This is a genomic window from Rhodococcus sp. BP-160 (assembly GCF_019836205.1).
Lineage (GTDB): Bacteria > Actinomycetota > Actinomycetes > Mycobacteriales > Mycobacteriaceae > Rhodococcoides.
Map to the genome: position 1 here is coordinate 495,758 of NZ_JABUEK010000001.1, position 20,858 is coordinate 516,615.

Here is a 20,858-nt window from a genome sequence, read left to right on the forward strand (position 1 = left end):
GCGGGACGGTGGTCTCAGGCCACCGTCTCGTCCGGCTCGGTGACGTCGTCGATCTCTGCCGGTGTCGCGTCCGCCATGAGTTCGGTGAGGACGTCGAGCACCCGCGGATCCGACAGCAGCGCGAGGTGCCCGGTGCCGACGAGCGTGTGCAACTCCGTCATCGGCCCCCGTGCGCTGCGCAGCGTCACCAGTCCGTCTCCCACGGCGTCGGCCCACCAGGCCGTGTCGTCGGCGGCCAGGGTGGCGGCGACCGCGACGTGCCGCATCCCGGGGGCGAGCGCCACGTCCGTGGCCAGTCTCAGGTCGTCCACGCCGCGGCTGCGGACGTCGAGCAGGTCCGCCCACACCGCCGTCTGCCGCACCTTCCGCAGAGCACGGGAGAGGTGGTACACGCCCGTCGCGAGCGGTGCGCCCTCGTGCGGGGTGCCCAGGTAGCAGGCCGTGCGCACCAGCGGCAGCCAGGTCGCCCTGCTCGCCTCGACCGCACAGGCACGCCGCACCACGAGCCCGCCCATCGAGTGCCCGACGAGGTCGATCCGCTCGACAGGGACGGGCCAGACCGCGATCAGCTCGTCGAGGAGGCCGGCCAGTGCCGCCCCGTTGTCCTCGATCCCGGCGCCCGTGTTGTACCGCAGACAGACCGCGCTGATGCCGTGCGCGGCCAGCGCCTCGCCGTAACTGCCCCGCCCGTCGTGGCGGTAGTACCAGGCCTGCTCGGTCTCCCCCAGCCCGTGCACGAGCACGGCGACGTGACCCGTGGCCTTCGGATACGCGGTGGTCAGCATCGCGGTGTCGTTCCCGACGATGCGGCGCTCGTGATGCGGCCCCAGTTCCACCGTCAGGTCGTTGCCCTCGGCGGCGAGCCGGTCGCCCAGCAGCCCGTTGACGGCGCCGACCACGACCGATCCGGCCGCGGTGGACGTGACCGCGTGGGACACGCGGTCCTCGGGCAACAGCCGGGACACCGCGGTGACAGCCTCGGCGGCCGCCACACCGCCCCCGCGCACAGCCTCGTAGACCAGGTCGGCGATGCCCTCGTTCAGGATGCGCACGGGTGCCGCGGAACGGCCCAGCACCCCGAACACCACATCGTTGATCGCGCGGTGGGTCCCCTGGACAGGGCGGCTGAGGATGTCGATGGCCGTGGCCACGACGTCGGCAGCGCCCGCTACTTCGTTCCGATCGCGATTCGAGTGCACACGTGTACTCTAACCGTCACGCCACCTTGACGACGAGCTTGCCGAAGTTCTTGCCCTCGAGCAGCCCGAAGAACGCCTCGGGAGCGTGTTCGAGACCCTCGACCACGTCCTCCCGGTAGCGGAACGACCCGTTGTCGATCCACTCGGCGACCTCGCGCAGGAAGTCCTTGTAGAGCTCCGGGACGAACTCGCTCTGGATGAAGCCGCGGATTGTCAGGCTCTTCGTCAGCACGCGCGTGAAGAAGCCGGGCAGCCGATCCGGACCCTCCGGTGCCTGCGTGTCGTTGTACTGCGCGATCAGACCGCACACCGGCACGCGTGCGTAGAGGTTGAGCCGCGGGAGCACCGCCTTCGCGACGGCGCCGCCCACGTTCTCGAAGTAGACGTCGATGCCGTCCGGAGTCGCGGCCTTCAACTGATCCTCGAAGTCCGGGGCGCGGTGATCGACGGCGGCGTCGAAGCCGAGCTCGTCGATCAGGTACGCACACTTCTCGGGACCGCCGGCGATGCCGACGGCGCGCGCACCCTTGATCTTCGCGAACTGGCCGACGGCCGAGCCGACGGGCCCACTGGCCGCCGCGACCACGACGGTCTCCCCCGCCTTCGGCTGCCCGATCTTCGTCATGCCGGAGTACGCGGTGAAGCCCGGCATCCCCAGCACGCCCAGCGCGGTGGACACGGGCGCCTTCTCCGGATCCAGCACTCGCACGGACGACGCGTCGACCACCGCGTGCGACTGCCACCCCGTGTAGCCGAGCACCACGGCGCCGACCGACACGGCGTCGCTTCGAGACTCGATCACCTCGGAGACCGTGGCGCCCACCATCGTGTCGCCCACCTCGACGGGCTCCGCGTACGACTCGGCGTCGCTCATCCGGCCGCGCATGTACGGGTCCAGCGACAGGTACAGGGTCTTCAGCGAGACCTGACCGTCGCCGACCTCGGGGAGATCGACCGTCTCGGTCCGGAAGTTCTCGGCAGTGGGTGCGCCGGTGGGACGAGAGGCCAGGACGATGCGAGTGGAGGAGGTCATGCCTCCCGACGCTACTCCAACAGGTTCTTGCGGACCTTGCCCATCCCGTTCCGCGGCAACGAGTCCACCACGCGTACCTCACGCGGCCGCTTGTGCACCGAGAGCTGTTGTGCCACAGAGTCGACGACTGCTCTCGGCTCCACCTCGTCACCCACGACGAACGCCACGATGCGCTGGCCGAGATCGTCGTCGGGCAGTCCCACGACCGCCACCTCACGCACTCCGGGAACACCGAGGATCGCCGTCTCCACCTCGCCCGCGCCGACGCGGTACCCACCGGTCTTGATCAGGTCCGTCGACTCCCGGCCGACGATCCGATGGAAGCCCGCCGGGTCGATCGCCGCGACGTCTCCCGTCCGGAACCACCCGTCGTCCGTCCAGCAGGCCGCGGTGGCCTCCGGCTTGTTCAGGTAACCGTCGAAGAACCGGCCGCGCACCTCCAACGAACCGATGGACTCCCCGTCGCGTGGGACCTCCGACCCGTCCTCACCGCGCAGCCGAGTCTCGATGCCGCGCACCGGAACTCCGACCCAACCGGGTCGTCGCTCACCGTCGGCGCGCGTACTCAGCGTGATGAGGGTCTCGCTCATGCCGTAGCGCTCGATCGGCTCGAGACCCGTGAGAGCGGCGATCTTCTCGAACACCGGCACCGGCAGCGGGGCACTGCCCGAGATCAACAACCGAGCGTGCGACAGCGCCGCGGCGGACTCCGGGTCGGCCGCCACTCGCGACCACACGGTGGGAACCCCGAAGTACATCGTTCCCCGCGCCGCGGCGTACCGCTCCGCGGAGGGCTTGACGGTGTGGATCACTCGACTGCCGAGTCGCAGCGGACCCAGGACTCCCAGCACGAGCCCGTGCACGTGATAGAGCGGGAGTCCGTGCACCAGAGTGTCGTTCGCCGTCCACCCCCACGCCTCGGCGAGCGCGTCGATGCCGGCGGCGAGCGCACCGCGGCTGAGGATCACGCCCTTCGGAGGGCCCGTGGTTCCCGAGGTGTAGAGCACGAGACCGGTCGCATCGTCCGACGGCTCCGCGTAGCTGTGCCAGGACCGTGCGTGCATGCGGACCGGGACGACGGGCAGACCGCCGTCGTGCTCGGGCGCGACACCCAGCCACCCGCGGGCACCGGAGTCCGCGAGGATGTGGTCGAGTTCGGTCGGCCCGGAGTCCGGGGGCACGGGCACCACGGCCACTCCGGCCATGAGCGCACCGACCACGGCGACGACGGTGCGGGCGGTCGGTTCGGCGAGGACGGCCACCCGGTCGACGCCCATGATGCGCTCGGCCACCGACGTGGCTGCCCCGAGCAGATCGCTTCGAGAGAGGACGACGTCACCGACGGTGACCGCGTCGTCGACGTCGCCGCCGTGGGTGATCGCGTACGAGTTCAGAGACCGGAGCAGCACACCGAGCAGTCTCTCACGACGCCCGCAGCTGCTCCGTGACCTCGATGCACGTGCAGCCCCCGGCGACCGCGGAACAGTCGACGACGAGGGTGTGCCGGACGGCGTGCAGCAGAACACAGGCACCGTCGGTGCACTCGACCGCACCGTGCAGGTGAACGACGAGCGTGCCGTGACAGTGGTCGAGAGCGCCGAGACACTCGACGCATCCGGTCAGCGAATCCTTCATGACTCCATCTGTACCACCGGCCCCCGACACGTCCTCGGCCTCGCGGCGGCGCGTCGTCAGAAGAAGACGGTGAGAACGGTCGCGATGGACGCGGTGCCGATCATGGCGACCACGAGGACGGCGGCGACCATCTTCACACCGGACCGGGACGCGGCGGGAGCGTCCGACCACTCGTCGAACGCCTCGACGTCGACGCCCTCCTGCGCGAAGTAGTGCACCTCGCCGGGCGGCTCCCACTCCTCGCCGCTGGCACGCACCCGCGACTCGAGCACGGCCAGCCGCTCGCGCACGCGGGGCGGATAGGCCCGCGACGGCGCGTTGATGGGCAGCCGGCGCGCGAGCACCAGCGGCGTCGGGCACGCGGCGACGAACGAGTCGAGCGCGTGCCGCACCAGCGGGTCGGCGTCGTCTCGATCGGTGAGGAACCAGGCCGCACCGGCACCGGCCGGGTCGTCCATCGCCAGGCACGCGTAGCCGAGGAGGTCGAGCGCGGGTTGCGAGGCGGCGTCCTGATCCAGCAGCGCTGTCAGGCGCTTGCGCGCACTCCATGGTTCCCCGCGGGCCAGATCCTCCTGCGCACGGTCGAGCGCTCCCACGGCCGGGCTCAGACCGTGAGACGGGCGACGGCAGCGGCGATGCGCTCGTCGGTCGCCGTCAGCGCGATGCGGACGTGGGTGCCGCCGTCGGGACCGTAGAACTCCCCCGGAGCGACGAGGATGCCGCGTTCGGCGAGCCAGCGCACGGTGTCCCGGCACGGTTCACCGCGCGTGGCCCACAGGTACAGGCCGGCCTCGGAGTGATCGATGGTGAATCCGGCCGCCACCACGGCGGCGGCGAGCGCGGTCCGACGATCGCGGTAACGCTCGCGTTGCACGTTCTCGTGCTCGTCGTCGCTCAGCGCCGCGGTCATGGCCGCCTGCACCGGAAGGGGAACCATCATGCCCGCGTGCTTGCGGACCGCGAGCAGTTCCGCGACCAGGGCGGGATCGCCGGCCACGAAGCCGGCGCGGTAGCTCGCGAGGTTCGACGTCTTGGACAGCGAGTGCACGGCCAGCAGGCCGGTGGTGTCCCCGCCGCACACCTCGTCGTCGAGGATCGAGACGGCGCGTCCCTCCCAGGTGAGTCCGAGGTAGCACTCGTCCGACACGACGATCGTGCCGCGTTCGCGGGCCCACTCGACCACCTTGCGCAGGTGAGCGACACCGAGCACCCGGCCACTGGGATTGGACGGCGAGTTGACGAACATCAGCGACGCGCGTTCGGGACCGAGACGCGACACCCCGTCCGCGCGCAGTGTGCGGCATCCCGCGAGCAGCGCCCCGACCTCGTAGGTGGGGTACGCCAGTTCCGGGATGACGACGAGATCGTCCGGGCCGAGCGCGAGCAGGGTCGGCAACCAGGCGATGACTTCCTTGGTTCCGATCACCGGCAGGATCGAGCGTTCGTCCAACCCACCGATGCCGTAGCGGCGTGCGAGCGCACTGACGGCGGCCGCCCGCAGCTCGGGTGTGCCCACTGTCGTGGGGTACCCCGGCTGCGCGGAGGCCGCCGCGAGAGCGTCACGGACGACGTCGGCGACCGGGTCCACCGGCGTACCGACGGACAGGTTCACGATGCCGTGCGGATGCGACCGCGCCAGCGCGGTGACGTCGGCCAGCGTGTCCCACGGGAACTCGGGCAACAGGCTCGCCACGGATCGACGAACAGCGGGCGACCGACGCGAGACGACGGGTGCGTCCGTCACGCTCAGTTCTCACCCATGGGGGGCAGAGCCTTGATGAACGGCGGGTCGTAGTCGGTCTTGCCGACCTTGGCCGCGCCACCGGGTGAGCCCAGTTCGTCGAAGAAGTCGACGTTGGCGCTGACGTAGGCGGACCACTGCTCGGGGACGTCGTCCTCGTAGAAGATCGCCTCGACGGGGCACACCGGCTCGCAGGCACCGCAGTCCACGCACTCGTCGGGCTGGATGTAGAGCATGCGTCCACCCTCGTAGATGCAGTCGACAGGGCATTCCTCGATGCATGCCTTGTCGAGGACATCGACGCACGGTTCAGCAATCGTGTACGGCACTGAGGTTCTCCTTAGCCTTTCCGAACTCTGAGCGTGTCGCGGCCCCGCGGGGACGCGTTCGACGCGGACGTGCTGTTCTGCTCGACCCACCGGCGCCCCAGCTTCGCAGCTCGGGACAGTGCGCCGCGCTCGCCGAAGTACCCGGCGACCGCACCGACCACGGGCAGGTTACCGAGCCATCTGTAAACGGTACGGCTGCGGGGCCGCTTGTCCAATTCGTCGGTGACGGCCTTGAGGATCTTGGTGACCGACCACAAGGTCGACAGCAACGCGAACGGGGACCGGGACAAGCGACCGGACGGCTCGGTGACACGGCTGTCGTCCGTGACGCCGTCGACGTCGGGTTCGGGCGCGTGGATGCTGGCACCCTTCGGCAGCTCGCGGTTGCACAGCACCGATGCCAGCAGGCGGACCTGCTCGTCCTGCTCGGTGATGCCGTACTCGCGGGCGACGGCCACCAGGACGATGGCCTGGTTCGCGAACCCGAGGACGTCGCCGAGCGGGAGTCGGCGAGCGAGTACACCGAAGATGCCGGGGAACGCCACCGCCACGGTGCCGATCCCGCCGACGCGGCCGACCCACCACGAGACGCGCTGGTCGACGGTCATCGACTCCCACGCCTTGGTTCCCGGTGTGTCGGCGGCGTCGAACACCGACGCGACGGCGTTCAGCGCCGCGTCGACCTTCGTGCCGCTCGCGTCCGCCTGCTCGCGGAACGTGCGCTTCTTGAGGCCGAGCGGGTCACGGTCCGCGAGCAGTTCGAGGACCGGCACGATCACGCGCACCGCGGCCTTGAGAACTCCGGCGACGCGCTCGTCGCCCAATCGATCAGCGCTCATGCTGCTTCCGTCCGGTCTGCGTAGGCGGTGGTGCGCTCGACTGCGCGTCGTCCGATTCCCTCGGCGATCGCGTGTAGTTCCTCGACGGTCTTCTCCGATCCGTGCTGCGATCCCGCCATCCGCGAGATCGTCTCCTCCATCAGCGTGCCACCCAGGTCGTTGGCGCCGCCGTTCAGCATCACCCGAGTTCCCGTCACGCCGAGTTTCACCCAGCTCGTCTGGATGTTGTCGATGCGGCCGTGCAGCATGATCCGCGCCAGTGCGTGGACGGCCCGGTTGTCGCGCTGCGTCGGTCCGGGTCGTGACGCCCCCGCCAGGTACAGCGGCGAACTCTGGTGCACGAACGGCAGCGGCACGAACTCGGTGAAACCCCCGGTGCGGTCCTGGATCCGCTTGAGCACGTTCAGATGTCCCACCCAGTGCGAGGGATTGTCGACGTGGCCGTACATCATCGTCGAGCTCGACCGCAGTCCCACCTCGTGCGCCGTGGTGACGACGTCGATCCACGTCTGGGCGGGCAGCTTGCCCTTGGTGAGCACCCAGCGGACCTCGTCGTCGAGGATCTCCGCCGCCGTCCCGGGGATGGTGTCCAGCCCGGCCTCCCGCAGTTCGGTCAGCCAGTCGCGCACCGACTGGCCACCGCGCGAGGCACCGTTGACGATCTCCATGGGCGAGAAGGCGTGCACGTGCATCGACGGCACCCGCGCCTTCACCGCGCGCACCAGGTCGGCGTATCCGGTCACGGGCAGCTCCGGATCGATGCCGCCCTGCATGCAGACCTCGGTGGCGCCGAGGACGTGCGCCTCCCAGGCCCGGTCGGCGACCTCGCTGGTCGACAGCGAGAACGCGTCGGCGTCGCCCTTGCGTTGGGCGAAGGCGCAGAAGCGGCACCCGGTGTAGCAGATGTTGGTGAAGTTGATGTTCCGGTTCACGACGTACGTGACGTCGTCACCGACGACGTCGCGGCGCAGCTGATCGGCGAAGGCGGTCACCGCGTCGAGCGCCGCACCCTCGGCGGTGGCCAGCGCCAGGTACTCCTCGTCGGTGCAGTTGCCGGGATCCTTCTCCGCGGCGCGGAGGGCGGCGACCACGTCGCGGTCGACGCTGTCCAGGGTCGCGAGGTGCGCCACCTGCTCGCGGATGGACTCCCAGTCGCCGAACGCGCTGCCCATGTCGCTGCGCGTCTCGGTGTTGCGGCCCTCGGTGTCGATGCCGGTGTGGAGGTCGACGCGGCCGGTGGACTCCCACACCTCGTCGGGTTCCTGCCACGGCAGACCGGACGGGATCGTCTCGGGCACCGCCAGCCCGGTCGCGTCGTCGGCGAGCGCACGCACGTGCGCCGAGATCCGCGGATCGATCCACGGTGAGCCCGCCAGGACGTACCGCGGCTGCACCGCCGTGCGTTCGGTCAGCGTGAAGCCGGCGTCCGCGGACAGCTGCGCGAGAGTGTCGAGGTTCGGCCACGGCCGCTCGGGATTGACGTGATCGGGGGTGAGCGGCGAGACACCGCCCCAGTCGTCGACGCCCGCGGCGAGCAACGCCGCGCACTCCTGCGCGGACACCAGATTCGGCGGCGCCTGGATGCGCATGGCCGGGCCGAGAAGGATGCGGGACACGGCGATGGTGGCGAGGAACTCCTCCAGGCCGGCATCGGGTGCGGACCGCATCGCGGTGTCGTCCTTGGCCAGGAAGTTCTGCACGATCACTTCCTGCACGTGACCGAATGCCTTGTGCGACTTCCGGATCGCCATGATCGACTCGGCGCGGTCACGGATCGTCTCGCCGATGCCCACGAGGATGCCGGTGGTGAACGGAACGGTGAGACGACCGGCGTCGGTGAGCACGCGCAGACGCACCTCGGGGTCCTTGTCGGGGCTGCCGTAGTGGGCCTGCCCCTTCTCCTCGAACAGTCGACGCGAGGTGGTCTCGAGCATCATGCCCATCGACGGTGCGACCGGCTTGAGGCGCGACATCTCCTCCCAGCTCATCACTCCGGGATTGAGGTGCGGGAGCAGACCCGTCTCCTCGAGCACGCGGATCGACATCGCCCGCAGGTAGTCCAGCGTCGAGTCGTAGCCGCGCGCGTCCAACCACTCCTGCGCCTCGGGCCAGCGAGCCTCGGGGCGGTCGCCGAGCGTGAACAACGCTTCCTTGCATCCCAGTTCGGCACCGCGCCGCGCGATGTCGAGCACCTCGTCGGCCTCGAGGAACATCCCGTGCCCCTCGGCGCGCAGCTTGCCGGGGACCGTCACGAACGTGCAGTAGTGGCACGTGTCCCGGCACAGCCGGGTGAGGGGAATGAACACCTTGCGCGAGTAGGTCACCGTGCCGGGGCGGTTCTCGGCGAGCAGTCCCGCGTCCCGCACCCGCGCCGCGGACGCGCACAGATCGGTCAGGTCGTCGCCGCGGGCGTGCAGCAGCGTGGTCGCCTCGTCGACACTGATCACCACACCGTCGCGGGCACGGCGCAGCGCACGCCGCAGCGCCGATGCGGTCGGTGCCGGGCTGTCGGGAGGCGTCACTCGGGTGTCGGCGCGCGCGGGAGTACTCGGATCGGGCAACATCGTCACCGTTCGATCATGCGCCCTCCGGCCGGAGGCGTGCCACAGCAGGGGTGATGCGACGTGTCCGACAACAGTCCCGGTGTGGTCCTCACCGACCCCGCGCATCGCCCCGATCCGCGGGCGAAGATTCTGTGGGCCGTGGCAGCCGCCCTGCTGTGGCTCCCGGTGGTCGTCGCCGTGATCGTGTGGGCCGTGGTGCTCGCGGTGAACGTCGAGCGCCCGTCCTGGACGCCCGTGGTGGCCGCTGCCGTCGCCGTGGTGGTCCTCGCGGGAGCGCACGTGACCATCGCGCCGCAGTGGCGCTATCGGGTGCACCGCTGGGAACTGAGCGACACCGCCGTCCACACGCGCACCGGCTGGGTGACTCAGGAACGGCGCATCGCTCCCCTGTCCCGAGTGCAGACCGTCGACACCGAGCGCGGGCCGCTCGACCGGGCACTCGGACTGGCCACCGTGACGGTGACGACCGCGTCCTCCGCGGGAGCTCTGGAGATCGCGGGGCTCGACCTCGCGACCGCCGATCGCACCGTCGCCGCCATCACCGCGGCGGCCGCACGCTCACGAGGCGACGCCACGTGACGCAGGACGCCGGCCTGCGCGTCGACGAGTTGCCGTGGCTGCGACTCGACAAGCGCATGCTCCTGATCCACCCGGTCACCGAGCTGGTCCGCCTGCTGCCGGTGCTCCTGCTGTCCCTCGTCCTCGGATCGCAGAGCGGCACGCACGTCTGGGGCCTGATCGTCGTGGTCCTCCTCGTGGGCGCGGCGATCCTGCGCTGGTTCACCACCGGGTACCGCATCGGCTCGGACGACGTCCAGCTGCGCCGCGGGCTGTTCCAGAAGAAGGTGCTCTCCATTCCGCGTGGTCGAATCCGCAGTGTGGACGTGCGAGCCGGGCCGCTGCACCGACTGCTGGGACTGTCGATCCTCACCGTGGGCACCGGTCAGCAGAAGTCGGACAAGGCCGACTCGTTCGAGCTGAACGCCCTCGCCTCCGACCTGGTCCCCGCCCTGCGTGAGGAGTTGCTGGCGAGCACCGGCCGGACGGTGGGAGTGGATCCGGTCGCAGTGACCGAACCCGCCGTGACGCCCGAACATGAGATCGCCCACTTCCGTACCGGCTGGGTTCGATTCGCCCCCTTCACGGCCACGGGCATCGTCGTCGTCGGTGCCGGATTCGGGCTCGTGTTCCAGTCCGGGTTCGCCGGTGACATCGCCTCTTCGCCGGCCCTCGACGACACCTATCAGGCCGTTCTGCGCCTCGGCATCGTGGTCGCGGTGGTCGTCGCCGCGGCCCTGCTGCTCGTCGTGTCGAGCATCGTCTCCGTGGTGCGCTACCTGGTCGTCTACGGCAACCTCTCCGTGACCGACGACGGCACCAGGCTCCGCGTCGGCCACGGACTGCTGTCGACGCGACACACGACGCTGGACCGCGACCGCCTCCGCGGCGCGACGCTGCGTCGACCGCTGGTCCTGCGGTGGGCGCGCGGAGCGCGCCTCGACGCAGTCATGACCGGGGTGTCCGCCTCGGAGAAGGAGTCGTCGCTGCTCCTGCCGCCCGCTCCCCTCCGGGCCGCCCGCCACACGATGGACGACGTGCTGGCGGGTCTGCCGGAGAGCGCGCCGGCCACGGTGACACTGCAGAAGCACGGACCGGCGGCTTTGCGGCGCAGGCTCACCCGCGCCGTCGGGCCGGTCCTGCTGGTCGCTGTCGCACTCCTCGTGGTCCGGTCGACCGGCCGGGACGTCCCGATCGCCGCGTGGATCGGCGTCGCGCTCCTCGTGGTGGCCGCCGTCGCCCTGGCGCTCGATCGGTACGCCGCCCTGGGCCACCGTGCCCACCCGGGAGTTCTGATCACCGAGCACGGCAGCCTCGACCGGCGACGCGTCGTCCTCGACACCGACGGCGTGGTCGCCTGGGGTGTCCGGCAGACCTTCTTCCAGCGACGGGCCGGTGTCGCGACCATCGTCGCCGCCACCGCGGCCGGCACGGGCCGCTACACGGTCCTCGACGTACCCGCCGACCACGCGTGGTCGATCGTCGAGAGCGCTCAGCCCGGTGCCGGCGACGTGTGGGTCGAGCGCCCGTGACACCCGCCTCCGGTACACCCCGGAGCATCCCCGAACTCGATGTGGCGGTGTCGGAGTGCCGCGCGTGTCCGCGCCTGGTGGAGTGGCGTGAGCTGGTGGCGCGCGAGAAGCGTGCCGCGTTCCGTGACGAGACCTACTGGGGCCGACCGGTTCCGGGTTTCGGCCCCGTGGACGCTCGGCTGCTGATCGTCGGCCTGGCGCCGGCGGCTCACGGCGCGAATCGCACCGGGCGGATGTTCACGGGCGACCGCAGCGGCGACGTTCTCTACGCGGCCATGCACGCCGTCGGCCTCGCCACGCAGCCCACGGCGACCCACATCGCCGACGGCCTCGAGTTGATCGGCACGCGCATCACGTCGCCGGTGCACTGCGCTCCCCCGGCCAACAAGCCGACACCGGAGGAGCGCGACCGGTGCCGTCACTGGTTGGAGACGGAACTGCACATCCTGGCGCCGACCGTTCGGGCAGTGATGGTCCTGGGCGGATTCGGCTGGCAGGCACTGCTTCCGGTCCTCGACGGCGCGGGGTGGACGATCCCCCGACCGCGCCCGAAGTTCGGCCACGGTGCGCACGTCGTGCTGACGTCACCCGAGAAGGAGTTGCCGGACCTGCATCTGTTCGGGTGCTTCCACGTCAGCCAGCAGAACACCTTCACCGGACGGCTCACGCCGGCCATGGTGGAGCAGGTGCTCGCCGCGGCGGCCGACGCCGCCGGAATCGACAGGAGTCAGCCGCGTCCGAGTTCGGCGAACTGACCCATGCGCAACGCGAACAGTTGCACCACAGCGGGAAGCAACCCGCCTGCCACGAGGACCAGGGTGCGCCAGTCGGCCACGACGAGCACGTCTCCACCCGGTCCCCCCAGCATGGCCAGCACGAGACCCACGAAGAATCCCGCGACCGGGAGAGCGGCGCGGGAGACGTTGTGCGTCACCGAGAACGCGACCCGCACGAGGATCACGTTGACGATGCCGGCGAGGACACCACTGACGGGGAACGGAGTGCTTCCGAGATACAGCGGGAGGAACAGCACTGCGGTCACGGCGCACAGGAACCCGTCGAGCACCAATGCGCCGACGATCGACGCCTTGATGCCGGACACCACGCCCTCCCCGGCGTGGCCCGTCATCGCGCCGATCCTGTCGGCGCCGTGAACGTCAGCGAGGAGGGAACCCGATCGACGTGAGGTAGTTGCTCACGAACGTCGCGAAGCCGCCCACGGAGTTCAGGTAGATCTCGCGCTGCAGATCGGCTGTGGGTCGCAGGGAATCCACGAACGCCACGATGGCGTACTGAAGATCGAAATTCATGGGAAGAGCTCCTTCGAGTCGAACTCACCGGGTACGTCCGACCCCGTCCGGTGATGCCGCTCACAGCATAACCCGGCACCGAGCCCGGTTCGGACCCGCACACCGTCCCCGGGCAGACACTGGGGGCCGTCACACGATCCCCGCGAACAGGTCGGTCTCGCGCCCCGACGAGTCGACCGGTCCGAGATCGCCGCGGACGAGGATGTACTGCTCGTCCTCGAGGACTGGCTGCGCGATGTCGTTCGACAGGGCGTAGACCCGACCGGACTCCGCGACGGTGACCTGAGTTCGGTGCGCGCGCAACGCGAGTCGTTTGAGATCGAGCACCGGGCGGACGTCGACGGACGTGGTGATCGTGTCGTCGGGCACGCTCGGCAGCTCGCCCTCGACAGGCATGCGCCACTGCTGGGGGACGTCGCCGAGGTCGCTCAGGCCTGCGGTCAACTGATGCAGACCGGTGACCGTCCAGTACATCTTGTCCACCGACCAGGCCGGCCCCGTCTCGGCGAACCGGGCAGGGTCCTCCGCCGCCTCGACGGCCAGTCCAGCCAGCCGGTGCACCTGCATGTGGTCCGGGTGGCCGTAGCCGCCCTCGGGGTCGTAGGCCACGAGGACCTGCGGGCGAACGTCACGGATGACCTCGACCATCGCGCCGACGGCCTCGTCCGGGTCGGCGTTGACGAAGGCACGCGGGTGGCGTGCCGCGGGGGTTCCGGCCATGCCCGAGTCGCGCCAGTGCCCGGCACCGCCGAGAAACCGCGGCGGCCGGCATCCGAGCGCCTCGAGCGCCACGGTCAGCTCGTGGATGCGGTACCCGCCCAACTGATCCGCGCGATCCGCGACCAGTCCGGCCCACGTCTCCCCGATCACCTCACCCTCCTCGCCGAGCGAGCAGGTCAGGACCGTCACGTCCACGCCCGCCCGCACGGCGCGGGCGATGGTGCCGCCGGTGGTGATGGTCTCGTCGTCGGGGTGCGCATGGACGACCAGCATCCGGGGCCGCTCCGTCACGGCGTCACCCGCATCCAGTCGTCCGCGTCCCCGAAGACACCGAGTTCGACGGGCCCCGCGAGCGTCGCGCCGCTCACGCCGGGACCGACGGCGACGACGGAACTGTCCTGCGCGATGGGGAGCACGGTGTGCAGGTTCCACAGCTGCGGCTGCGCCGCGATGACGGCCTCGGTCGGGTTCACGTCGCCTCTCAGGCTCTGGTCCATCACCGGCTCGAGCGACGGATCGCAGACTCCGGACAGGTTGCTCGCCGCCACCGGGTCGGCGTCGGAATCGGGTGCCGTCGTCGTCGACGTCGCGGGATCGGTTGCTGCACATCCGTAGCGCGACGACCAGGCGGTGGCCACATCGGTACCCACGTGGCTCCACCCGACGACGGCGTCGACCGTGCCCTCAAGCAGCGCGGTGCCGTACAACTCCTCCGGATCGGTGGGAGCGACGCTGGCGTCGACGCCCGCGTCGCGGAGTTGATCGGCGGCCGTGTTGGCCACCGCGACCGCGACCGCGTCGTTCTCGGGAGCGCCGATCACGACGGTCAGCGCGCGCGTGGTACCCGGCACCGGCGTCGTCGTCGCGGTGGGTTGGCCCGAGGTGGGAGCCAGGGCCGGCGGCAGCGGCACCGGAACGAATCCCGCGTCGGCGAGCAGCTGCAGTGCCTCGTCCCGCGGGAGAGTCTGCGGAGCCGTGGGGACGTAGCCGGGCTGGGACGGCGAGAGAACCTGCGCGCGAACGGTGTTCGCGGCCGTGCCGGTACCCGACGCGACGGTGGACAGCAGGTCCACGTCCAGCAGACCCATGACGCCGCGGCGCACGTCGGCGTCCGCGAGTTCCGGCACCCGGCCGTTCAACGTCAGTTCGAGGGTCCGCGAACGGAACCGGGTGTCCGTGCGGACGTTGGGGATGGCGCCCAGTTGCGCCAGTGTCGCCGAACCGCCACGCACCTCGGCGATCTGGGCGTCACCGGAGCGCATCGAGTCGGCGAGCTGGGCGTCGCTGCCCCCGCGTCGGAGGAGGATCTGATCGGGCGTGGAGGGTGACCCCCAGTAGCGGTCGTTGCGCTCGAGCAGGATCTCGTCGCGGCCACGATCGATCGACTCGATGCGGAAGTGTCCGCCGGAGACGGACACGTTGTCGCGCAGTCCGCGCTCGAAGCCGCCCAGCGAGTCCTTGAGCAGATGGGAGGGCAACAGATTCTCGAAGAGCTCGCGCCACGCAGGGTACGGCGTCGCCATCGTGACGGTGACGGTCTTGCCACCGTCCGAGGACGCGATGTCGTCGATCGCCTCGTAGCCTGCGGGATCCACCACGCCGGGCGCGTCGATCATCTGTTGCCACAGGTAGCGGAAGTCCTCGGCCGCGATGGGCGCACCGTCCGACCACTGCGACTCGTTGCGCAGCCGGTAGGTGATGGTGAACGGGGCCTGCGACGTCACCTCGGCCGACAGCACCAGCGACGCGTCGGGCAGCCACTCGACTCCTGTCCCCACCGACGCGGGGCGGAAGGGGCTGGGGAACACCAGCGTGGACACCGCGGTGTTCGCGGGCGACTGGTCGGCCAGCAGGTGCGGGTTGAATCCCGTACCGACGTCGTCGATGGCCACCACGACCGGATTACCCGTGGCCGCCGGCGCTGCGGGAGGCGTCGTCGTGGCCGTCTCGGTGCTCTGGATCGGCGGCGGCGGATCGGCCGTGCACGCGGACAGCGCGAGCAGGGCAGCGGCCAGCGCCGCACCCACCCGCGCCACCGACATGATTACAGAGCAGCCTTGTCACGCGACTTGCTGCGCGAACGCTCACGCGCACGCTCGTTCGAGTCGAGGTGCACCTTGCGCACGCGGACAACCTCCGGCGTGACCTCGACGCACTCGTCGCCGGCACAGAACTCCATCGCCATCTCGAGGTCGAGCTTCTTCGGCTTGGCGAGGGTCTCCATCACGTCGGCGGAGGACTGACGCATGTTGGTCAGCTTCTTCTCGCGGGTGACGTTGATGTCGAGGTCCTCCTGGCGGGGGTTGATGCCCACGACCATGCCCTCGTAGGTGTCCGCACCGGGCTCGACGAAGAACGTGCCGCGGTCGGCCAGCTGGATCATGGCGAACGGGGTGACGCTGCCCTGACGGTCCGAGACGAGCGAGCCGGTGTGGCGCGCGCGGATCTCGCCGGCCCACGGTGCGTAACCGTGGAAGACGGCGTTGGCGATGCCGGTGCCGCGCGTGTCGGTGAGGAAGTCCGTGCGGAAGCCGATGAGACCGCGCGAGGGGACGATGAACTCCATACGAACCCAGCCTGCGCCGTGGTTCGTCATCTGGACCATCTTTCCCTTACGGGCGGCGAGCAGCTGCGTGACGCCGCCGAGGTACTCCTCGGGAGTGTCGATGGTGAGCTCCTCGAAGGGCTCGTGCAGCTTGCCGTCGACCTGGCGGGTGACCACCTGCGGCTTGCCGACGGTGAGCTCGAAGCCTTCGCGGCGCATCTGCTCGACGAGGATGGCGAGCGCGAGCTCGCCACGACCCTGGACCTCCCACGCATCGGGGCGACCGATGTCGAGGACCTTGAGCGAGACGTTGCCGATGAGCTCCTGGTCCAGACGCGACTTGACCATGCGGGCGGTCAGCTTGTGGCCGCTCACGCGTCCCACCAGGGGGCTCGTGTTGGTACCGATGGTCACCGAGATGGCCGGCTGATCGACGGTGATGCGCGGCAGGGCGACCGGGTTCTCGAGGTCGGCCAGCGTGTCACCGATCATGATGTCCGGGAAGCCGGCGACGGCGACGATGTCACCGGCGACGCCCTTCTGACCGGGAACGCGCTCGACACCGATGGTGGTGAGCAACTCGGTGATTTTGGCCTTCTGGACGACGGGCTCGCCGTCGACCTCGCGCATCCAGCTCACGGTCTGGCCCTTGTTGAGCTCACCGTTGTGGATGCGGACCAGGGCGAGACGGCCCAGGAAGGCGGAGGCGTCGAGGTTGGTGACGTGAGCCTGCAGCGGCGCCTCGACGTTGCCCTTCGGTGCCGGGATGTAGCTGAGCAGGATCTCGAACAGCTCGTCGAGGTTCTCCGCGTCGGGAGCGTGTCCGTTCTCCGGCTGCTTCGTCGACGCCTTGCCCTCACGGCCGGAGGCGTACAGGACGGGGAGGTCGAGGGCCAGCTCGGCAGCTTCGGAGGCCTCGTCGTCGAGGTCCGACGCCAGGTCGAGGAGCAGGTCGTGGCTCTCGGAGACGACCTCCTCGATGCGCGCGTCGGGACGGTCGGTCTTGTTGACCACGAGAATGACGGGCAGCGACGCGGCGAGCGCCTTGCGGAGCACGAAGCGCGTCTGTGGCAGCGGGCCCTCGGAGGCGTCGACGAGCAGCACGACACCGTCGACCATGGACAGGCCGCGCTCGACCTCGCCACCGAAGTCGGCGTGGCCGGGGGTGTCGATCACGTTGATGACGGTGGTGCTGCCGTCGGCGTTGCGCTTGTGCACGGCCGTGTTCTTGGCCAGGATCGTGATGCCCTTCTCCTTCTCCAGGTCACCCGAGTCCATCACGCGGTCGATGGCCTCGGCGCGTTCCTCGAAGGCACCGGACTGGCGCAGCATCGCGTCGACGAGCGTGGTCTTGCCGTGGTCGACGTGCGCGACGATGGCGACGTTGCGGAAGGTGGTGGGTACGGTCTGACTGGCGGTGGGGCTGGTCACGCGTGAAATCTCCTGGGTCGAATGCGGGGTGAAGAGCGAGCGGCTTCCTCTCCCAGAGAGCGCGCTGCGTCGCCGACGAGAAGCGCGACCGAATCAGTTTACTCGGTCGGCTCGGGTGACGGCGGTCACGCAGGCCGGGACGGTCGGCACGGGCTCCACCTCAGGGTACCCTCACCCGATGTCCTCGGCATCGAAGGTCGCTCGCGGCAAGGCCAAGAAGAAGTGCTGCCGCAGCAAGACTCGCTGTCTGACGTGTCCGGTGGTGATCATGCGGATGAAGAAACTGGAACAAGCAGGTGTCACGGGCAAGGACCTGAAGAAGGGTCTGAAGAAGGCCCGCGCGGCCTGACTACAGCAGCGCCGCGAGATCCGGCAGCCACGCGGCGTCCGCCGGCACCAGATCGACTCCGTGCAGATCCGCCGCGTCGACCCAGCGGAGGGCTTCGTGCTCGAGTGCCGTCGCCGTCCCGGAGAACCGTGTGACCGCGTAGGCGCGCAGTGTCAGCGTCGCCGAGAGTGCGACGTCGACACCGACGGGCTCGCCGACGGTCACCTCGATACCCAGTTCCTCGCGCAGTTCCCGGACCAGTGCGCCCTCGGGGGTCTCGCCGGGGTCGACCTTGCCGCCGGGCAGTTCCCAGAGTCCCGCCAGTTCCGGCGGGAAGGCGCGACGCGCGAGCAGCAGGCGCCCGTTCTCGACGAGGGCGCCCGCGACCACCAGCGCGGGCTCGGGAACTGGCACCATCGCAGTATGGCCGACTTGCTGAACGACACGGAGATCGACGACGCACTCACCCGCCTGACCGACTGGCAGCGAGACGGGGACACCCTGGTCCGCACCGTCGAGTCGGCGAGCTTCCTCGAGGCGATCGACCTCGTCCGGCGCGTCGCGGAGGAGGCAGAATCGGCGGACCATCATCCGGACATCGACGTCCGATGGCGGTCGGTGACCTACCGGCTGTCGACGCACTCCGCGGGTGGACTCACCGGGAAGGACGTCCTGCTCGCGGCCGCGATCGACCGCCTGGCGAGGTGACGCGGCGGCCCACCACCGCGATCCAGACGAACAGTGCCAGGGTGCCGACGGCGTAGACCGATCCCGCCAGAGCGAGTGGCCACGGGCGCGAGATGTCCCAGATGGACGGTTGTTCGAAGCTGAGGATCCACGGCACGCCGATCAGGGTGACCACGAGCCAGTACCCCGCGAGCACGCGCGCTCCCGGCGCGCCCGACAACGGACCGTGCATCAGCCAGATCGACATGGGCACCACCCAGACCCAGTGGTGGGACCAGGAGATCGGCGAGATCATCAGGCCCACGAACGAGACGACGACGAGCGTCCCCAGGCGATCGTCGCGTGCCAGCGTCCGCCAGGCCAGGAATGCCGCGGCCAGCACCACGGCCGCCGCGACCAGCCACACCGGCCCCTGGCCGACGTCCTGCCCGGCCACGCGTGACAGCGCTCCGCGCAGGGACTGGTTCCACACCGAGCCGACGGGACCGATCCGGTCCGCGTCGCCCAGCAGGGTGGTGAAGTACGTCGTCGCGGCGGACCCCACGAGCAGGAAGCTGATCGCGACCGTCGCCGCGAAGGCGACGGCGGAGAACGCGGCGGCCGCCCACCGACGCTGCGCCAGGAAGTAGAGGCCGGTGATGGCGGGGGTGAGCTTGACGCCTGCCGCGACGCCGACCGGGGCACCCGACAGCCACCAGCGGGCGCTGCGGGCCGCGAGCATCGCCAGCAGAACCAGGAACACGTTGACCTGGCCGTAGTCCAGGGTGGTGCGCATCGACTCGGTCCACAGGCCCACCGTCGTCCAGAGCAACGCCGCCCGGTGTCCGGACCAGAGGCCCGACCCGACCATGCCCTGTGCGAGCCGGACCACCGCGTACAGCGCGGCGATCGTGGCGATCATCCAGGCAGCGCCCACCACCGGGAACGGCAGGAAATGCAGCGGATAGAACACGAGCGCGGCGAACGGTGGGTACGTGAAGGGCAGGGGGAAGTCGGGAGTCTCCTCCGAGTAGGTGAAGTCGTAGAGGTCGCCGCTGAACAGGCGGGCCGAACCGTCGACGTACACGTGGAGATCGACCCAGTTGCTGCCGTTGGGGGTGGCGACGGTCCACACCACACGCAGGATCAGCGAGATCACGAACAGGGCCGGTGCTGCTGCCAGCAACGTGCGCCCGGCCGATCGCCGTACTTCACTCACGAGTGTTCTTCCGATCGACGGGGGTCGAAGCCAGAGCGCAGCCTATCCGCACCGTGCGACGTGACTCTTCTGCACCACGGGGCCGCCGCGTTGTCACGCGACACGGCTCACAGCAGTAACGATCGCATCACTGTTCACTCTGACAACACCAGACACTCTATTAACAGACTACCGTTCGAATCGGAGCGAGCGACACGGGTCGATCGACCGGTGAGCTGCTGTACAACCGTCACTCCGTGTACATAGAGTGACCCCGCGCCCGACTGCCTCGCACGGCGGTGACGGGCAGATAGTGCATCGTGGGTCGCCTCGGATCGGTTCGAGGCGGCCGGAGGAGAAACGGGGACATCATGCGGGACATCGGGACAACGGGAACGCGCGTCGCAGCGCGACGTGTTCTGGGCGGAGTGGCCGTCGCCGCCGCCTGCGCCTTCGTCGCACCCGCTGCGGCGGGCGCAGCACCCGCCCCCGTCCTGCCGCTGCCCGCCGAGGTTCCGGTGGTGCCGGGCTACGAGGCACTGGCCGCCTTGGCGCCCACCCTGCTCGACGCCGCGGAGCGCGACGCAGCGTCGCCGCAGAGCGATCTGCTGGTGCGCGCGAAGGCGCTGCTGGCCACGGCCCCGCTGTCGGACCAGGCGAAGCGCATCCTCACCAGCATCATCACGTTCCTCGACGGCAGCGGTGGCGGCGGCCCCGAGATCCCCGAGAACGGCCCGGTCATCTCGCAGTTCTTCTACCCCACCGTCGGCAAGGGCTGCATCTCGGCCACGGCCGACTCCGTCGCGAGCGCGCTCGCGGTACCCGGCCCGGCACAGTTGCCGCCTCCCGGACCCGCAGCCGGTCAGGCCGGCTTCGTCTTCACGGCACTCGGCACCGCACCGCTCGCCGACGTGCAGGCAGCGCCGCTGACGGCGAACTGGGTCAACGTCGACACGGGTCGCACCGGAGCGACCGTGCTCACGGGTGCCGCGGGGATCAACCCCGACGGCCCGGCCACGCTCTCGGCACTCGCGGACACCGGGACCGGTCGCGTCCTGGCCGCCGTCTCCGGGTCGATCAGCACCGAGGCCGGCATCACGTGCAGCTTCCTGCCGACCATCGGTGCCTTCGTCGTCTGACGATCGGGACGAGACCGGCGTTCAGGAACCGAACGCGGTCGAGATCTGGGTGTAGATCGCTCCGGCGATCGCGTACAGGTAATCGATGAAC

At 70.0% G+C, this 20,858-nt stretch carries 22 protein-coding genes; 6 read left to right on the plus strand and 16 right to left on the minus strand.

What is annotated here, in order from left to right; all coding sequences use genetic code 11:
* Positions 1–14: 14 nt before the first annotated feature.
* Genes HQ306_RS02250 through HQ306_RS02290 form a run of 9 tightly spaced genes read right to left on the minus strand, consistent with a single transcriptional unit; the run spans position 15 to position 9,340 of the window.
* A complete protein-coding gene (locus HQ306_RS02250) occupies positions 15–1,199 on the minus strand; it encodes a triacylglycerol lipase (protein WP_222627405.1) in 1,185 nt (394 codons plus the stop codon).
* Between the two features lie 16 nt (positions 1,200–1,215).
* Positions 1,216–2,232 (minus strand): NADP-dependent oxidoreductase, encoded by a 1,017-nt coding sequence (locus HQ306_RS02255; RefSeq protein ID WP_222627407.1) that lies wholly within the window; start codon positions 2,230–2,232, stop codon positions 1,216–1,218.
* Positions 2,233–2,243: 11 nt separating this feature from the next.
* Positions 2,244–3,641, minus strand: coding sequence for an acyl-CoA synthetase (locus HQ306_RS02260; RefSeq protein ID WP_222627409.1), 1,398 nt, complete (start codon positions 3,639–3,641; stop codon positions 2,244–2,246).
* Positions 3,642–3,654: 13 nt separating this feature from the next.
* Positions 3,655–3,867, minus strand: coding sequence for a hypothetical protein (locus tag HQ306_RS02265; protein ID WP_222627411.1), 213 nt, complete (start codon positions 3,865–3,867; stop codon positions 3,655–3,657).
* A 56-nt stretch (positions 3,868–3,923) separates the two neighbouring features.
* Positions 3,924–4,463, minus strand: a complete 540-nt coding sequence (locus HQ306_RS02270; protein WP_056447428.1) for a DUF6584 family protein — start codon at positions 4,461–4,463, stop codon at positions 3,924–3,926.
* An 8-nt stretch (positions 4,464–4,471) separates the two neighbouring features.
* Complete coding sequence (dapC, locus tag HQ306_RS02275) at positions 4,472–5,560, minus strand: succinyldiaminopimelate transaminase (protein WP_222628728.1); 1,089 nt, start codon at positions 5,558–5,560, stop codon at positions 4,472–4,474.
* A gap of 53 nt (positions 5,561–5,613) precedes the next feature.
* Positions 5,614–5,937 (minus strand): ferredoxin, encoded by a 324-nt coding sequence (gene fdxA / locus HQ306_RS02280; protein WP_027503879.1) that lies wholly within the window; start codon positions 5,935–5,937, stop codon positions 5,614–5,616.
* Positions 5,938–5,948: 11 nt separating this feature from the next.
* Positions 5,949–6,776: a hypothetical protein gene (locus HQ306_RS02285; RefSeq protein WP_155956891.1), complete on the minus strand. Its 828-nt coding sequence runs from the start codon at positions 6,774–6,776 to the stop codon at positions 5,949–5,951.
* Positions 6,773–9,340, minus strand: a complete 2,568-nt coding sequence (locus tag HQ306_RS02290; protein ID WP_056447631.1) for a bifunctional FO biosynthesis protein CofGH — start codon at positions 9,338–9,340, stop codon at positions 6,773–6,775. The genes HQ306_RS02285 and HQ306_RS02290 overlap by 4 nt, the downstream gene beginning before the upstream one ends.
* A gap of 60 nt (positions 9,341–9,400) precedes the next feature.
* Between HQ306_RS02290 and HQ306_RS02295 the strand changes: the two genes are divergently transcribed.
* Genes HQ306_RS02295 through HQ306_RS02305 form a run of 3 tightly spaced genes read left to right on the plus strand, consistent with a single transcriptional unit; the run spans position 9,401 to position 12,185 of the window.
* Positions 9,401–9,919, plus strand: coding sequence for a PH domain-containing protein (locus HQ306_RS02295; protein ID WP_027503881.1), 519 nt, complete (start codon positions 9,401–9,403; stop codon positions 9,917–9,919).
* A complete protein-coding gene (locus HQ306_RS02300; protein ID WP_308115385.1) occupies positions 9,916–11,430 on the plus strand; it encodes a PH domain-containing protein in 1,515 nt (504 codons plus the stop codon). Before HQ306_RS02295 ends, HQ306_RS02300 begins: the two co-directional genes overlap by 4 nt.
* Positions 11,427–12,185 carry a uracil-DNA glycosylase gene (locus HQ306_RS02305; RefSeq protein ID WP_056447629.1) on the plus strand — a complete coding sequence of 253 codons (759 nt, stop codon included), beginning with the start codon at positions 11,427–11,429 and terminating at the stop codon, positions 12,183–12,185. The genes HQ306_RS02300 and HQ306_RS02305 overlap by 4 nt, the downstream gene beginning before the upstream one ends.
* On the opposite strand, the gene HQ306_RS02310 is transcribed toward HQ306_RS02305, so the two are convergent.
* The 5 genes from HQ306_RS02310 to typA form a co-directional block, all read right to left on the minus strand.
* Positions 12,158–12,559, minus strand: coding sequence for a hypothetical protein (locus HQ306_RS02310; protein WP_027503883.1), 402 nt, complete (start codon positions 12,557–12,559; stop codon positions 12,158–12,160). The genes HQ306_RS02305 and HQ306_RS02310 overlap by 28 nt on opposite strands.
* Before the next feature lie 28 nt (positions 12,560–12,587).
* A complete protein-coding gene (locus HQ306_RS02315) occupies positions 12,588–12,740 on the minus strand; it encodes a glycoside hydrolase family 6 protein (RefSeq protein WP_162246780.1) in 153 nt (50 codons plus the stop codon).
* A gap of 129 nt (positions 12,741–12,869) precedes the next feature.
* Positions 12,870–13,751 carry an N-acetyl-1-D-myo-inositol-2-amino-2-deoxy-alpha-D-glucopyranoside deacetylase gene (gene mshB, locus HQ306_RS02320; RefSeq protein WP_285188415.1) on the minus strand — a complete coding sequence of 294 codons (882 nt, stop codon included), beginning with the start codon at positions 13,749–13,751 and terminating at the stop codon, positions 12,870–12,872.
* A complete protein-coding gene (locus tag HQ306_RS02325; protein ID WP_222627413.1) occupies positions 13,748–15,502 on the minus strand; it encodes an ABC transporter family substrate-binding protein in 1,755 nt (584 codons plus the stop codon). The genes mshB and HQ306_RS02325 overlap by 4 nt, the downstream gene beginning before the upstream one ends.
* A gap of 2 nt (positions 15,503–15,504) precedes the next feature.
* Positions 15,505–17,436 (minus strand): translational GTPase TypA, encoded by a 1,932-nt coding sequence (typA, locus tag HQ306_RS02330; RefSeq protein ID WP_037183854.1) that lies wholly within the window; start codon positions 17,434–17,436, stop codon positions 15,505–15,507.
* 178 nt (positions 17,437–17,614) lie between these two features.
* Here typA and HQ306_RS02335 point away from each other — a divergent pair, with 178 nt between their 5' ends.
* Positions 17,615–17,785, plus strand: coding sequence for a hypothetical protein (locus HQ306_RS02335; RefSeq protein WP_204866762.1), 171 nt, complete (start codon positions 17,615–17,617; stop codon positions 17,783–17,785).
* Here the strand turns inward: HQ306_RS02335 and HQ306_RS02340 are convergent, their stop codons facing one another.
* A complete protein-coding gene (locus HQ306_RS02340) occupies positions 17,786–18,178 on the minus strand; it encodes a (deoxy)nucleoside triphosphate pyrophosphohydrolase (RefSeq protein WP_308115384.1) in 393 nt (130 codons plus the stop codon).
* A 9-nt stretch (positions 18,179–18,187) separates the two neighbouring features.
* Between HQ306_RS02340 and HQ306_RS02345 the strand changes: the two genes are divergently transcribed.
* The gene (locus HQ306_RS02345; RefSeq protein WP_027503888.1) at positions 18,188–18,472 is read left to right on the plus strand and encodes a 4a-hydroxytetrahydrobiopterin dehydratase; all 285 of its coding nucleotides are present in this window, start codon (positions 18,188–18,190) and stop codon (positions 18,470–18,472) included.
* Here the strand turns inward: HQ306_RS02345 and HQ306_RS02350 are convergent.
* A complete protein-coding gene (locus HQ306_RS02350; protein ID WP_222627417.1) occupies positions 18,420–19,649 on the minus strand; it encodes a mannosyltransferase in 1,230 nt (409 codons plus the stop codon). The genes HQ306_RS02345 and HQ306_RS02350 overlap by 53 nt on opposite strands.
* A gap of 350 nt (positions 19,650–19,999) precedes the next feature.
* Between HQ306_RS02350 and HQ306_RS02355 the strand changes: the two genes are divergently transcribed.
* Positions 20,000–20,767, plus strand: a complete 768-nt coding sequence (locus HQ306_RS02355) for a hypothetical protein (protein ID WP_222627419.1) — start codon at positions 20,000–20,002, stop codon at positions 20,765–20,767.
* The last annotated feature ends 91 nt before the right edge of the window (positions 20,768–20,858 follow it).

Excerpts from the sequence above, each read along its gene's own strand:
- HQ306_RS02310 (WP_027503883.1), bottom strand. The coding sequence starts at position 12,559 with ATGACGGGCCACGCCGGGGAGGGCGTGGTGTCCGGCATCAAGGCGTCG.
- HQ306_RS02355 (WP_222627419.1), top strand. The coding sequence starts at position 20,000 with ATGCGGGACATCGGGACAACGGGAACGCGCGTCGCAGCGCGACGTGTT.
- HQ306_RS02315 (WP_162246780.1), bottom strand. The coding sequence starts at position 12,740 with ATGAATTTCGATCTTCAGTACGCCATCGTGGCGTTCGTGGATTCCCTG.
- HQ306_RS02290 (WP_056447631.1), bottom strand. The coding sequence starts at position 9,340 with ATGTTGCCCGATCCGAGTACTCCCGCGCGCGCCGACACCCGAGTGACG.
- HQ306_RS02265 (WP_222627411.1), bottom strand. The coding sequence starts at position 3,867 with ATGAAGGATTCGCTGACCGGATGCGTCGAGTGTCTCGGCGCTCTCGAC.
- HQ306_RS02325 (WP_222627413.1), bottom strand. The coding sequence starts at position 15,502 with ATGTCGGTGGCGCGGGTGGGTGCGGCGCTGGCCGCTGCCCTGCTCGCG.
- HQ306_RS02285 (WP_155956891.1), bottom strand. The coding sequence starts at position 6,776 with ATGAGCGCTGATCGATTGGGCGACGAGCGCGTCGCCGGAGTTCTCAAG.
- HQ306_RS02335 (WP_204866762.1), top strand. The coding sequence starts at position 17,615 with ATGTCCTCGGCATCGAAGGTCGCTCGCGGCAAGGCCAAGAAGAAGTGC.
- HQ306_RS02255 (WP_222627407.1), bottom strand. The coding sequence starts at position 2,232 with ATGACCTCCTCCACTCGCATCGTCCTGGCCTCTCGTCCCACCGGCGCA.
- HQ306_RS02345 (WP_027503888.1), top strand. The coding sequence starts at position 18,188 with ATGGCCGACTTGCTGAACGACACGGAGATCGACGACGCACTCACCCGC.